14 protein-coding genes are annotated in these 12,702 nt (G+C 54.5%); 8 read left to right on the top strand and 6 right to left on the bottom strand.

What is annotated here, in order from left to right; all coding sequences use genetic code 11:
• The first annotated feature begins 52 nt into the window (after positions 1-52).
• The 3 genes from ABU190_RS25560 (at position 53) to ABU190_RS25550 (ending at position 2,619) form a co-directional block, all read left to right on the top strand.
• Positions 53-733, top strand: coding sequence for a type 1 glutamine amidotransferase domain-containing protein (locus ABU190_RS25560; protein WP_354692747.1), 681 nt, complete (start codon positions 53-55; stop codon positions 731-733).
• 11 nt (positions 734-744) lie between these two features.
• Positions 745-1,221, top strand: a complete 477-nt coding sequence (locus tag ABU190_RS25555) for a kinase inhibitor (protein WP_354692746.1) — start codon at positions 745-747, stop codon at positions 1,219-1,221.
• A 114-nt stretch (positions 1,222-1,335) separates the two neighbouring features.
• Entirely contained in the window at positions 1,336-2,619 is a 1,284-nt protein-coding gene (locus ABU190_RS25550; protein ID WP_354692745.1) for a putative acyl-CoA thioester hydrolase, read from the top strand.
• 54 nt (positions 2,620-2,673) lie between these two features.
• Here the strand turns inward: ABU190_RS25550 and pgl are convergent, their stop codons facing one another.
• The gene (pgl, locus tag ABU190_RS25545; protein WP_125125087.1) at positions 2,674-3,669 is read right to left on the bottom strand and encodes a 6-phosphogluconolactonase; all 996 of its coding nucleotides are present in this window, start codon (positions 3,667-3,669) and stop codon (positions 2,674-2,676) included.
• Between the two features lie 149 nt (positions 3,670-3,818).
• Between pgl and ABU190_RS25540 the strand changes: the two genes are divergently transcribed.
• Positions 3,819-4,637, top strand: coding sequence for a pyridoxal phosphatase (locus ABU190_RS25540; protein WP_071195583.1), 819 nt, complete (start codon positions 3,819-3,821; stop codon positions 4,635-4,637).
• Here the strand turns inward: ABU190_RS25540 and modC are convergent, their stop codons facing one another.
• The 5 genes from modC to ABU190_RS25515 all read right to left on the bottom strand — a co-directional run bounded on the left by modC (position 4,638) and on the right by ABU190_RS25515 (position 8,160).
• Entirely contained in the window at positions 4,638-5,696 is a 1,059-nt protein-coding gene (gene modC, locus ABU190_RS25535; protein WP_354692744.1) for a molybdenum ABC transporter ATP-binding protein ModC, read from the bottom strand.
• A 2-nt stretch (positions 5,697-5,698) separates the two neighbouring features.
• Positions 5,699-6,388: a molybdate ABC transporter permease subunit gene (modB, locus tag ABU190_RS25530; RefSeq protein ID WP_039077253.1), complete on the bottom strand. Its 690-nt coding sequence runs from the start codon at positions 6,386-6,388 to the stop codon at positions 5,699-5,701.
• Entirely contained in the window at positions 6,385-7,161 is a 777-nt protein-coding gene (modA, locus tag ABU190_RS25525; protein ID WP_296420723.1) for a molybdate ABC transporter substrate-binding protein, read from the bottom strand. Before modA ends, modB begins: the two co-directional genes overlap by 4 nt.
• A 167-nt stretch (positions 7,162-7,328) precedes the next feature.
• Positions 7,329-7,478 carry an AcrZ family multidrug efflux pump-associated protein gene (locus tag ABU190_RS25520; RefSeq protein ID WP_039077255.1) on the bottom strand — a complete coding sequence of 50 codons (150 nt, stop codon included), beginning with the start codon at positions 7,476-7,478 and terminating at the stop codon, positions 7,329-7,331.
• Between the two features lie 85 nt (positions 7,479-7,563).
• On the bottom strand, positions 7,564-8,160 hold the full coding sequence (locus ABU190_RS25515) for a hypothetical protein (RefSeq protein WP_354692743.1): 597 nt from the start codon (positions 8,158-8,160) through the stop codon (positions 7,564-7,566).
• Between the two features lie 141 nt (positions 8,161-8,301).
• On the opposite strand from ABU190_RS25515, the gene modE reads away from it, so the two are divergent.
• The 4 genes from modE to galT form a co-directional block, all read left to right on the top strand.
• On the top strand, positions 8,302-9,090 hold the full coding sequence (gene modE, locus ABU190_RS25510; RefSeq protein WP_354692742.1) for a molybdenum-dependent transcriptional regulator: 789 nt from the start codon (positions 8,302-8,304) through the stop codon (positions 9,088-9,090).
• A gap of 66 nt (positions 9,091-9,156) precedes the next feature.
• Positions 9,157-10,620, top strand: coding sequence for a molybdate ABC transporter ATP-binding protein ModF (modF, locus tag ABU190_RS25505; RefSeq protein WP_354692741.1), 1,464 nt, complete (start codon positions 9,157-9,159; stop codon positions 10,618-10,620).
• A 220-nt stretch (positions 10,621-10,840) separates the two neighbouring features.
• Entirely contained in the window at positions 10,841-11,857 is a 1,017-nt protein-coding gene (gene galE, locus ABU190_RS25500; protein WP_354692740.1) for a UDP-glucose 4-epimerase GalE, read from the top strand.
• Positions 11,858-11,867: 10 nt separating this feature from the next.
• Positions 11,868-12,702 (top strand): galactose-1-phosphate uridylyltransferase (gene galT, locus ABU190_RS25495; RefSeq protein ID WP_354692739.1); only part of this gene is annotated, 835 nt, incomplete at its 3' end.

Here is a 12,702-nt window from a genome sequence, read left to right as displayed (position 1 = left end):
AACGGGATGCTACACTCTGGAGGGTTAACTCATCCCGGAATCAGGAGGAATAATGGCGATTTTAATGATACTGACCTCGCATGACACCCTCGGCGACACCGGGCAAAAGACCGGTTTTTGGCTGGAAGAATTTGCCGCACCGTATTATGTTTTTCGCGATGCAGGGCTGGAGGTTGCGCTTGCCACCCCCAAAGGCGGACAGCCGCCACTGGATCCGAAAAGCGATGCGCCCGATGCCCAAACCCAGGACACCGAGCGCTTTCGCAAAGACAAAGCCGCACAGCTCGCCCTGGCAAACACCCACAAACTGAGTGATATCGCCGTAGGGGATTATGAAGCGGTGTTTTACCCCGGCGGGCACGGTCCGCTGTGGGATCTGGCAGAACATCCTGTATCTATCGCGCTTATCGAAAAATATTGGGCCGAAGGCAAGCCGGTAGGAACCGTCTGCCACGCGCCGGGCGTGCTACGCCATGCCCATAAGCCAGATGGCAGCCCACTGGTCCAGGGCAAACGCGTGACGGGTTTTAGCAATAGCGAAGAAGAAGCCGTCGGCCTGACACAGGTTGTGCCATTCCTGGTTGAAGATGCGTTAAAACAGGCCGGAGGCTTGTACGAGCGCGGTGAAGACTGGGGCGTGTATGCAATCACCGACGGTCACCTGGTTACCGGGCAAAACCCGGCGTCATCGGCCGCTGCCGCACAGGAAATCGTCAAGTTGTTGCATCGCTGACAGGAGGTGAAATGAAACTGATCAGTCATGATTTACAGGACGGGGGCAAACTGCCCCACCGCCACGTTTTCAATGGCATGGGCTACGATGGCGACAATATTTCGCCGCATCTGGCCTGGGATGATGTTCCCGCCGCAACCAAAAGTTTTGTGGTTACCTGCTACGACCCGGATGCCCCCACGGGGTCCGGCTGGTGGCACTGGGTCGTCGCGAACTTGCCCGCCGATACCCGCGTATTGCAACAAGGGGCGGGTTCAGGGATAAGCGCGCTGCCGGATGGCGCTATCCAGACACGAACCGATTTTGGCAAAACCGGTTATGGCGGCGCGGCGCCGCCGAAAGGTGAAACCCACCGCTATATTTTCACCGTCTATGCGTTGGATGTTCCGGCTATAGAGGTCGATGCCGACGCCAGCGGTGCGATGGTCGGCTTTAATGTGCATTTCCATTCTCTCGCCAGCGCCTCCATCACCGCCCTTTTTAGCTAAAAAACCATTCATTTGAGGCCGATTTGCACAATCGGCTTCCCGTTTCGCTCAACTTAGTATAAAAAAGCAGGCTTCTGACGAAATCATTTAAACTTGCACAGCCTGGAGTACCCCTTGAACACATTCTCGGTTTCTCGTCTGACGCTGGCACTGGCTTTTGGCGTGACACTGACCGCCTGTAGCTCAACGCCGCCGGATCAACAGCCTTCTCAACAAACTGCGCCGGGTACGGCTTCGCGCCCTGTTCTGACGGCGGGCGAAGCGAAAAACTTCGTTGCGGATAACTACTTCGCCTCCCTGACGCCGAACGCAGCCGCGTGGAAGCCTTATGCTATCCGTCTGCCGGCACAGGCAAACTTCGTGGTTGGCCCGGCGGGTACGCCTGGCGTAACGCACAACACCATTCAGGCAGCGGTTGACGCAGCCATCAACAAACACTCCAGCGATCGTCAGTTTATTGCCGTGATGCCGGGTGATTATGAAGGCACGGTGTATGTTCCTGCGGCGTCTGGCAGCGTGACCATTTACGGTACCGGCGAAAAACCGCTGGACGTGAAAATCGGGCTGGCTATTGACTCTGAAATGGACAGCACGACCTGGCGTAAACTGGTCAATCCATCAGGCAAATACATGCCGGGTAAACCCGCCTGGTATATGTTTGATAAATGCCAGAGCAACCGTAACGCCACTGTTGGCGTGATGTGTTCCGCTGTTTTCTGGTCACAGAACAATGGTCTACAACTGCAGAACCTCACCATCCAGAATAGCCTTGGCGACAGCGTTGACGCCGGTAACCATCAGGCGGTTGCGTTCCGCAGCGACGGCGACAAAGTCCAGTTGAATAACGTCAATATCCTGGGTCGCCAGAACACCTTCTTCGTGACCAATAGCGGTGTCGATAACACCCTGCGTAACGATCGCCAGACCCGTACGCTGGTCACCAACAGCTATGTAGAAGGGGATGTGGATATCGTTGCAGGCCGCGGCGCGGTTGTGTTTGATAACACCGATTTCCGCGTTGTGAACTCCCGTACCCAACAAGAAGGCTACGTGTTCGCACCGGCAACCCTGTCCAGCGTTAATTTCGGTTTCCTGGCGACCAACAGCCGCTTTACCGCGACCGGTAACGGCGTGGCGCAACTGGGCCGCTCGCTGGACGTGGATGCCAATACCAACGGTCAGGTTGTGATTCGCGATAGCGTCATCAACGAAGGCTTCAACGTGGCGAAACCGTGGGCAGCCGCAGCGGCTTCTGGTCGCGCGTTTGCCGGTAATACGGGCGCGGTGGATGATAAAGGTAATATCCAGCGTCAGTTGAACGATCCGCGCTTCAACCGCATGTGGGAATTTAACAACCGTGGCGTAGGCAGCCAGGTTGTTGCTGAACCGAAAAAGTAAGCATTTTGAAACGAAAAAACCTCGCCGCGGCGAGGTTTTTTTTATGCCTGAAAATCAGTACGCGTTAACCACAACCCACATCGGCCCCTGGCCCACCGCATAACGGGATTTCTCGGTCAGCAGCCCCTGCTCGCCGTTAATTTCATACAACGCGATATGGTGGGATTTCTGCCCTGCCGCAATCAGGAATTTACCGCTGTGATCGACATTAAAGCCACGCGGCTGCGTTTCTGTCGGCTGGAAGCCCTCGATAGCCAGTACGCTGCCATCTTCTGACACGCTGAACACAGTGATCAGGCTGGCGGTACGGTCACAGGCATACAGGTGACGGCCATCCGGCGTAATATGAATATCCGCCGCCCAGCGAGTATCGGAGAAGTCAGCCGGCATCATATCCAGCGTCTGCACGCATTCAATCTTGCCGTGCGCATCATTAAGCTGCCATACATCGACAGAGCTGTTCAGCTCATTTACACAGTAGGCAAAACGTTTGTTCGGATGGAAGGCGATATGGCGCGGGCCTGCCCCTTCAACGGTGGTCACTTCCGCCGGGTCTTGCGGTTGCAGGTTGCCATCTTCGGACAGCGTAAACAGACAAATACGATCTTGTTTCAGCGCCGGAACCCACAGGGTGCGATTGTCAGGCGAAATATTGGCAGAATGACAACCTTCCAGCCCTTCCACCACGTCCAGGGTCTCGGTCGGCACGCCATCGTCGAGACGGGTTACGCTGACACAACCCGCATTATAGGAACCGCTAAACAGGAAACGACCGCTGTGATCGGTTGAGATGTGCGTCGGGCTACCTGGCAGCGACGCTTCTGCGGTATAGGTCAACGCACCATCGTCTGGCGCAATACGGTAAGCAATAACGCGGAATTCCGGGCGTACGCCCACGTAGAGGTAACGTTTATCAGGGCTTATGACCATCGGCTGAACCTGGCCGGGAACATCCACCACCTGCACAAGCGTCAGGGTGCCTTCGGGATTCAAACGCCAGACATGAATCTGCTGACTTTCCGGGCTGGCGGTATAAACGGTTTGTTTCATGAATACTCCTTTCCTTGATACTGCGTTAATTTACCAGGATAGCCTTTTTTCGTGGTTAATGCTGAATTTCACGCGCAAATTTTGCCCATGGCGCGACTCGGTGTACCATCCCGAAAAAGCCAAATTCAACATTGACCACGGAAAACGACATGACCTCGCGTGTATTAGCACTGGATTTAGACGGTACCTTACTGACTCCTAAAAAAACGCTGCTCCCCTCTTCTATCGAGGCGCTTGCCCGGGCAAAAGCAGCCGGCTATCAGTTAATTATTGTTACCGGGCGGCATCACGTTGCCATCCATCCTTTTTATCAGGCACTGGCGCTTGATACACCTGCAATTTGCTGTAATGGCACTTATTTGTATGATTATCAGGCAAAAAAAGTGTTAACAGCCGATCCTCTCCCGGTTTCGCAAGCCGTTAAACTGATTGAAATGCTCGAATCCCACGATGTCCACGGTCTGATGTATGTCGATAATGCCATGCTCTATGAAAAGCCAACCGGTCATGTCATCCGCACCAATAACTGGGCACAAACTCTGCCGCCGGAACAGCGCCCGGTCTTCACCCAGGTGGACTCGCTGCGCGCCGCCGCCAGTGACGTTGACGCTATCTGGAAATTCGCCCTGACCGACGAAGACACCAATAAACTTAAGCAGTTTGCCCATACGGTTGAGCAAACACTGGGACTGGAGTGCGAGTGGTCATGGCATGATCAGGTTGATATCGCGCGCACGGGCAATAGCAAAGGCAAACGCCTGACCGAGTGGGTCACCTCACAGGGCTTGTCGATGAAAGAAGTGGTGGCGTTCGGTGACAACTACAACGACATCAGCATGCTGGAGGCAGCGGGCCTTGGGGTCGCAATGGGGAATGCCGATGACGCGGTCAAAGCCCGCGCCAACGTTGTGATTGGCGATAACACCACCGACAGCATTGCCAGCTTTATCTATAGCCATCTGCTCTGATCAGGCGGTGATCGATACACTCTTAATTTGTGCATAGAGCCACAGGCCAGGTTTGATATTGAGCTCATCCCTGGCCCACGGGCTAATTCGCGCCCACAGCGTCCTTCCGCTTACATCCAACTGAACTTCCACCTGCCCGTCCAGATCGTAGTTTTGCACCACTTTCGCCCGCAAAGTATTACGAATACTGGTATTGCCGGAAGGTTGCAGCACCAGCGACACATCCGTTGCCTGAATTCGAATGCGCACAGCAGCCTGAAGCGGCTTATCCAGTCTGTTCACCCAAATATGCTGGTCGCCCAGCGCCAGCGCCGTCATGGCGTAATGCGGATGCTGCTCCAGCACGCTGACCTTCAGAATACTGCTTTGCTGCTCCTGGGGTAGCCACGGATTCATCACGCTGCTCCCCCAGACATCTTCGAGGTTACCAAAGGCTTTAACAGCCCCCGCTTCCAGCACCATCACTTTATCGGCAAGGTGCAGGATCTCATCCAGCGAGTGGCTGACATACAGCACAGGAATATTGATTTCCCGCGCCAGGCGTTGCAGATATGGCAACAGCTCACGTTTACGCGGAATATCCAGCGATGCCAGCGGCTCATCCAGCAACAACAATTCCGGCGCGGTTAACAGGGCGCGACCAATCGCCACGCGTTGCTTTTCCCCACCCGACAGCCCGCCTGGCAGGCGCTCTAAAAGCTGTTCGATCCCCAGAAGCGCCACCAGCTTGTCAAACTGCCCGGCCATGGATTTCGCCATGCCGTAGCGCAAGTTGCCCAACACGTTGTAATGCGGGAACAGGCGCGCATCCTGGAAGACATAACCAACCCGGCGCTTTTCCGGCGGCAGGCAGATTTTTTTCTCAGCGTCATACAGCACGCGATCATTGAGCACGATACGCCCCTGCTCCGGGCGCGTTAAGCCGCTAATCGCATTGATAAGAGAGGTTTTCCCCGCTCCCGATACGCCAAATACCGCCGTGATACCGCTGGCTGGCAGGCTTTCGGCAACCTGCAGACGGTGCGTTCCCAGCGTCTGACTAAAATTCAGCTCCAGCATCGTTATCTCCCGGTCCGTTCACGGCTAACGCGCGCCAGCCATTCCGAAATGAGCAGCGAGACAAGCGCCAGAATAATGGAGATCACACACAAACGCGCCGCCGCCATTTCGCCGCCGGGTGTCTGAATAAGGGTGTACATCGCCGAAGGAATGGTGCGCGTTTCGCCAGGGATGTTTGAGACAAAGGTGATGGTCGCCCCAAATTCACCCAGCGAACGGGCAAAGGCCAGCACGGTGCCGACAATAATTCCCGGCAATGTTAAGGGCAGTGTAATCGTCATAAACACGCGCCAGCGCCCGGCACCTAAGGTACGGGCGGCCTGTTCGAGTTTGGTGTCAACGCCTTCCAGCGCCAGGCGAATGGCACGCACCATCAGCGGAAAGGACATCACCGCCGCCGCAAGCACCGCGCCTCGCCAGCTAAAAGCGAAGGTTATCCCGAACCAGTCAAAGAGCCACTGGCCGATAAATCCACGTCTTCCCATGGCAATAAGTAGTAAATACCCCACGACAACCGGAGGCAGAACCAGGGGAAGATGCAGGAGACTGTCAAGCAGGGCTTTGCCTGGAAAGGTACAGCGCACCAGTAACCAGGCAAAGAAAATCCCAAAGGGCAAGCTAATAACAACTGCGAGGGATGAAACTTTCAGGCTAAGTATCACTGCCTGCCATTCGGGATCCGTTAATATCATTCGTGTGTCGTAAATCCGTAACGTTTAAACACGGCGGAAGCTTCCGGGGTTTTCAGGTAGTCATAGAACGCGCTAACCGTTGCGTTTTTATGACCTTCGGTAATCGCCATCGGATATTCCACCTTCTGGTGAGAGTTTTCCGGGAAAGTCCCGACCACTTTCACGCCCTTACTGGCCACAGCGTCAGAACCATAGACGATACCCAGCGGGGCTTCGCTACGTTCAACCAGTGCCAGAGCACCACGTACATCTTCTGCTGGCGCCAGGCTCGGGGACAATTTATCCCACGCCCCCAGCTTTTGCAGCGCTTCTTTCGCATAGATACCTGCCGGGACATGCTCCGGATCGCCAACCGCCAGGCGGCCGCCTTTCAACAAGCTTGCCCAGTCAGTGGTCGCATCAACGGTAATGTCGCCCTGCGCACTGCTCTTCGGCGCCACAACAACCAGGCTATTACCCAGCAAGGTTACGCGCGTGCCGGTATCGATACTCTTTTTATCAACCGCGTAATCCATCCATTTCTGGTCAGCAGAAATGAACAGGTCCGCAGGCGCGCCCGCTTCGATTTGACGTGCCAGCGTGGAAGACGAAGCAAACGACGAGACCACCTCGACGTTTTTCTCTTTCTTATACGCAGCGGCAATGTCCTGCATTGCATTGGTCAGCGACGCTGCCGCAAAAACGGTAATTTTCCCTTCATCAGCCAGCGCATGTCCGGCAACGGAAAGCGATAAAGTCGCCCCGGCAAAAAGGCGTAACCATGTACGTGTCATCTGTAACTCCTGTGAGCATCGTTATATAACTGGAAATATAACGATACTACCAGAGATTCACCGGGTGAGGTCATACTCATCAAGAATTACTGAGATTTATGAGATATCGGCAAGCTTATGCCGAACTTGAATAGCAAAACGCCCGCGATTGCGGGCGTTTTTTAAATTCAGCGGCGTTGCGCGGGGCGGTCGCGATGACCAACATTTGAAAAAAGGTTGAATACCTCACCCAGGCCATAAATCAACCCCAGGATGATAGCCATCACCACAGGGACCATGATTACGGCAAAAACTAAGCTTTTCAATAACTCAAACATGGTCAACTCCATTTAGTGTTAAGGGGGCATTCTAACCGCATCTGACAGAAAAACACTCGCCTTTTGTGCCATCGTCGGTCACCCTTTACAAGGGTTGACGACTCAGTACAAACGTATCCGCGCTGCGAATATTCCATGGCCGGGCAATATTCGAATGTTGAATGCTATCGACTCGTATTTTATCAAATGGAATGCATTTAACTTCTTTGCTTGAATCCCAGGTGGCCAGCCCCTCGTCCGTCACTTTCGAAATGACTGTCCAGTGGCTATATTCCTGCTCACCATCATTATAATCGTAAGCCTGAATAATCACGCGCCCTTCTTTATGGTTCGCCAGACTTAATGTATCGAGGATATCCCGGCGATGGCGAGGTTTATCGTTATGCCAGTAGGGCATGCTGAAGGTGAACTGCCATTGTTCGCGGGTTTTCGGGTCGTAAAATTCATACTCAGCGTTCAACAGCGCCATCGTCCGACTCAGGGTATTTTTAAGCGAACCGCGAGCAATGCCGTTAACAAATCCCATCGGATCGCCATCAAAAACGTATTGCTGCAAAATAATCGGGAAGATTTCCGGGAGCGCCAGTTCAGGTTCCAGTAAATGTATGCCGTTCGCGATAGCGTAAAAACCACAGGCTCCGTCCAATTCGCCTTGCAAGGCCGGGCGTTTTTTAACTGCCATATTCTGTTCCTTCAGTGGAGTGTCTCTTTCCCCTATCGACAATTGTGACATTATCTTTAGAAAAACAATGCGTGCAGGTGAAGACTAGGCTCCAGGCCGATTTTCCTTCACACTATTCTTTTTACATCAGGACACTACGCTATGCAGGCTGAAATTCTTCTTACCCTTAAGCTCCAGGAACGGCTGTTCGCTGACCCGCGCCGGATTAATTTACTCAAACAGATAGAACAGACGGGTTCCATAAGCCAGGGGGCAAAGAATGCGAACATCAGCTATAAAAGTGCCTGGGATGCCATTAATGAAATGAATCAGCTCAGCGAACAGACGCTGGTGGAACGCGCGACCGGGGGAAAAGGCGGCGGCGGCGCGGTTATCACCCGCTACGGTCAGCGTCTTATTCAACTCTATGATTTACTGGGTCAGATTCAGCAAAAAGCGTTTGATGTGTTGAGCGACGACGATGCCATGCCGCTGAACAGCCTGCTGGCGGCCATTTCCCGTTTTTCACTACAAACCAGCGCCCGTAACCAGTGGTTTGGTACCATTACCGCCCTCGACCACCAGCAGGTACAGCAACATGTCGATGTGCTTCTGGCGGATGGTACGACATCACTCAAAGTCGCCATTACTGCGCAAAGCGCGCAGCGCCTGGATTTGACGCAAGGCAAAGAGGTGCTGGTGCTGCTGAAAGCACCGTGGGTAGACATTACAACCGACCATGTCACTGCGCAGCAGGCCGATAATCAGCTCCGTGGGCGAATCAGCCATATTGAGCGTGGCGAACTGCAGTGCGAAGTTCTGATGGCGCTACCCGACGGCCAACAGTTATGTGCGACAGTACCCGCGCAGCAGGCGCAAGATCTAAAGGAAGCGGCTGAGGTCACGGCATATTTTAATGCTGACAAGGTCATTCTCGCCACGTTGTGCTAAGTAGATTGACAAGTTGCCTGCCAGCACGTATCCCTGTCTGTATCGCTGCAAAAAATGGGATACATAATGTCATCATTGCAAATTTCGCAAGGCACGTTTCGTCTTGGCGACACCCGGACGCTGTCAATTGATCACTTAACGCTGCAGTCGGGTGAAAGCTGGGCGTTTGTCGGTGCAAACGGTAGCGGGAAATCGGCGCTGGCTAAAGCACTGGCTGGCGAATTGACGCTCCTTAAAGGGGATCGCCAGAGTAACTTTTCACGCATTACCCGTCTGTCATTCGAACAGTTGCAAAAACTGGTCAGTGAAGAGTGGCAACGTAATAACACCGATATGCTAAGCCCCGGTGAAGATGACACCGGACGCACCACCGCAGAAATCATCCAGGATGAGGTCAAAGACGTCGCGCGCTGCCAGCAGTTGGCCGAACGTTTTGGTATCACTTCCCTGCTCTCACGCCGCTTTAAATACCTTTCCACAGGAGAGACGCGCAAAACACTTCTCTGCCAGGCGCTGATGTCGCAACCTGATTTACTGATCCTGGACGAGCCTTTTGACGGCCTGGACGTTCATTCACGGCAAAATCTCGCTCTCCTCCTCGCCGAGCTTAATGCAGAAGGTTACACCCTGGTGCTGGTTCTGAACCGCTTCGATGAGATCCCGGATTTTGTGCAGAATGCGGGCGTGCTGGCTGACTGCGCGCTAACGGAAATCGGCGAAAAATCGGCATTGTTACAGCAGGCGCTCATCGCACAACTGGCGCATAGCGAGAACCTGGCGGGAATGGCGCTGCCGGAGCCAGATGCGCCGCCAGCGCGCGATCAACTGACCGCCGGAGAGCCGCTGATTGTGCTGAAAGAGGGTGTCGTCTCCTATAACGATCGTCCGATTATCAATCATCTTAACTGGACCGTTCGACCAGGGGAACACTGGCAAATTAGCGGGCCGAACGGCGCGGGAAAATCGACGCTGCTCAGCCTGGTAACGGGCGATCATGCGCAAGGCTACAGCAACGATTTAACCCTTTTTGGCCGCCGTCGCGGCAGCGGCGAAACCATCTGGGATATTAAGAAGCACATCGGTTACGTCAGCAGCAGCCTGCATCTGGACTATCGCGTCAGCACGACCGTGCGCAATGTCATTCTTTCCGGCTATTTTGACTCCATTGGCATTTATCAGGCTGTTTCGGACAAACAGCGTAAACTGGCGCAACAGTGGCTGGACATCGCCGGGTTTAATGCGAAAACCGCCGATGCGCCGTTCCATAGCCTGTCATGGGGTCAACAGCGTCTGGCGCTGATTGTCCGTGCGCTGGTCAAACATCCGACCTTACTGATCCTGGATGAGCCGCTGCAAGGGCTGGATCCGCTGAACCGTCAGTTGATTCGCCGCTTTGTTGATGTGCTAATTGGTGAAGGCGAAACGCAATTATTGTTTGTCTCCCACCATGCCAGTGATGCCCCGTCGTGTATCACGCATCGTTTACAGTTTGTCCCGGACGGCGACAACTGGCGCTACCAGTTTGAGTGAGTTTTTCACAGGCGGGGCATCCCCCGCCTCTGTTTTCAGAGCATTTTCAGAATTTATGCATCATTACGTCATTATTTATCTGATTTATAATCAGTTAGGTGGGCAGGTAATGCGTGGCATATTGCAGTGTAAACGATTCCACTAATTTATCACATATCACAGTTTTGCCATCTCTGTTATGCTAAAGTTAATTCATAACATACGCTTGATGGAGTGATATATGAAAGTTTTGGTTACAGGTGGTAGCGGTTACATTGGAAGCCATACCTGTGTGCAACTGCTGCAAAATGGCCACGACGTCATCATCCTCGACAACCTGTGTAACAGCAAACGCAGTGTCGTGCCGGTGCTTGAACGCCTGGGAGGCAAATCCGCCCTGTTTATCCAGGGTGACATTCGTGATGAAGCACTGCTGGCTGAAATCCTGCACGATCATGCAATCGAAGCGGTTATCCACTTTGCAGGGCTAAAGGCCGTTGGCGAGTCAGTAGCCAAACCGCTGGAGTACTACGACAACAACGTCAATGGCACGCTTCGCCTGGTGAATGCCATGCGTGCGGCCAACGTCAAAAACCTCATTTTTAGCTCCTCCGCAACAGTGTATGGCGATCAGCCGCAAATCCCTTATGTCGAAAGTTTCCCGACTGGCACCCCGCAAAGCCCCTACGGCAAAAGCAAGCTGATGGTTGAGCAGATCCTGACCGACCTGCAAAAAGCCCAGCCGGACTGGAGCATTGCGCTGCTGCGTTATTTCAACCCGGTGGGCGCCCATCCTTCAGGAGATATGGGTGAAGACCCGCAGGGTATCCCGAACAACCTGATGCCTTACATTGCCCAGGTGGCCGTGGGCCGTCGCGACTCTCTGGCGGTATTTGGTAATGACTATCCGACGCCTGATGGCACCGGCGTTCGCGATTACATCCATGTGATGGATTTGGCCGACGGGCACGTCGCAGCGATGGAAAAACTGGCGGGCAAGCAAGGCGTCCATATTTATAACCTCGGCGCAGGCGTTGGCAGCAGTGTGCTGGACGTGGTTAACGCATTCAGTAAAGCGTGCGGTAAGCCGGTGGCGTACCACTTTGCTCCCCGTCGCGATGGCGATCTGCCTGCCTACTGGGCAGATGCAAGCAAAGCGGATAATGAACTGGGCTGGCATGTGACCCGTACGCTCGATGAAATGGCACAAGATACCTGGCGCTGGCAGTCCCGCCACCCGCAGGGTTACAGCGATTAAAGGAAGGGTCATGACGCAGCAATTTAATCCGGTCGATCATCCGCATCGCCGTTACAACCCGCTGACCGATCAATGGGTTCTGGTGTCGCCACACCGCGCCAAACGCCCCTGGCAGGGGGCGCAGGAAACCCCGGCGAAACAGACCCTGCCGGCCCACGATCCCGACTGCTTTTTGTGTCCGGGGAACACGCGCGTCACCGGCGATAAAAACCCCGATTACCCCGGCACCTATGTCTTCACCAATGACTTTGCGGCACTGATGACCGACACGCCGGACGCGCCGCAAAGCAGCGATCCGCTGATGCGCAGCCAGAGCGCACGCGGCACCAGCCGCGTTATCTGCTTCTCGCCGGATCACAGCAAAACGCTGCCGGAGCTGAGCCTGAGCGCGCTGGAAGCGGTGGTGAAAACCTGGCAGGAACAGACCGCCGATCTGGGCCGGACTTACCCGTGGGTTCAGGTTTTTGAGAACAAAGGCGCGGCAATGGGCTGCTCGAACCCGCACCCGCATGGTCAGGTGTGGGCCAACAGCTTTCTGCCCAATGAAGCCGAACGCGAAGACCGTCTGCAGAACGCCTATTTCCGCCAGTACGGCTCCCCCATGCTGGTGGATTACGCTGAACGCGAGCGCCAGGACGGCAGCCGCACCGTCGTTGAAACCGAACACTGGCTGGCGGTGGTGCCCTACTGGGCGGCCTGGCCGTTTGAAACGCTGCTGTTACCCAAAGCGCATATCCTGCGGATCACCGACTTAACCGACGCACAGCGTGGCGACCTGGCGCTGGCCCTTAAGCAACTGACCAGCCGCTACGATAACCTGTTTCAGTGCTCCTTCCCCTACTCTA

The organism is Phytobacter sp. RSE-02 (genome assembly GCF_040578655.1).
Taxonomy (GTDB): Bacteria; Pseudomonadota; Gammaproteobacteria; order Enterobacterales; family Enterobacteriaceae; genus Phytobacter; species Phytobacter diazotrophicus.
Note: the sequence above shows the minus strand (reverse complement) of the source record. Positions and strands in the feature narration are given on the sequence as shown.

Excerpts from the sequence above, each read along its gene's own strand:
- ABU190_RS25560 (WP_354692747.1), top strand. The coding sequence starts at position 53 with ATGGCGATTTTAATGATACTGACCTCGCATGACACCCTCGGCGACACC.
- ABU190_RS25555 (WP_354692746.1), top strand. The coding sequence starts at position 745 with ATGAAACTGATCAGTCATGATTTACAGGACGGGGGCAAACTGCCCCAC.
- pgl (WP_125125087.1), bottom strand. The coding sequence starts at position 3,669 with ATGAAACAAACCGTTTATACCGCCAGCCCGGAAAGTCAGCAGATTCAT.
- ABU190_RS25540 (WP_071195583.1), top strand. The coding sequence starts at position 3,819 with ATGACCTCGCGTGTATTAGCACTGGATTTAGACGGTACCTTACTGACT.
- modC (WP_354692744.1), bottom strand. The coding sequence starts at position 5,696 with ATGCTGGAGCTGAATTTTAGTCAGACGCTGGGAACGCACCGTCTGCAG.
- modB (WP_039077253.1), bottom strand. The coding sequence starts at position 6,388 with ATGATATTAACGGATCCCGAATGGCAGGCAGTGATACTTAGCCTGAAA.
- modA (WP_296420723.1), bottom strand. The coding sequence starts at position 7,161 with ATGACACGTACATGGTTACGCCTTTTTGCCGGGGCGACTTTATCGCTT.
- ABU190_RS25520 (WP_039077255.1), bottom strand. The coding sequence starts at position 7,478 with ATGTTTGAGTTATTGAAAAGCTTAGTTTTTGCCGTAATCATGGTCCCT.
- ABU190_RS25515 (WP_354692743.1), bottom strand. The coding sequence starts at position 8,160 with ATGGCAGTTAAAAAACGCCCGGCCTTGCAAGGCGAATTGGACGGAGCC.
- modE (WP_354692742.1), top strand. The coding sequence starts at position 8,302 with ATGCAGGCTGAAATTCTTCTTACCCTTAAGCTCCAGGAACGGCTGTTC.
- modF (WP_354692741.1), top strand. The coding sequence starts at position 9,157 with ATGTCATCATTGCAAATTTCGCAAGGCACGTTTCGTCTTGGCGACACC.
- galE (WP_354692740.1), top strand. The coding sequence starts at position 10,841 with ATGAAAGTTTTGGTTACAGGTGGTAGCGGTTACATTGGAAGCCATACC.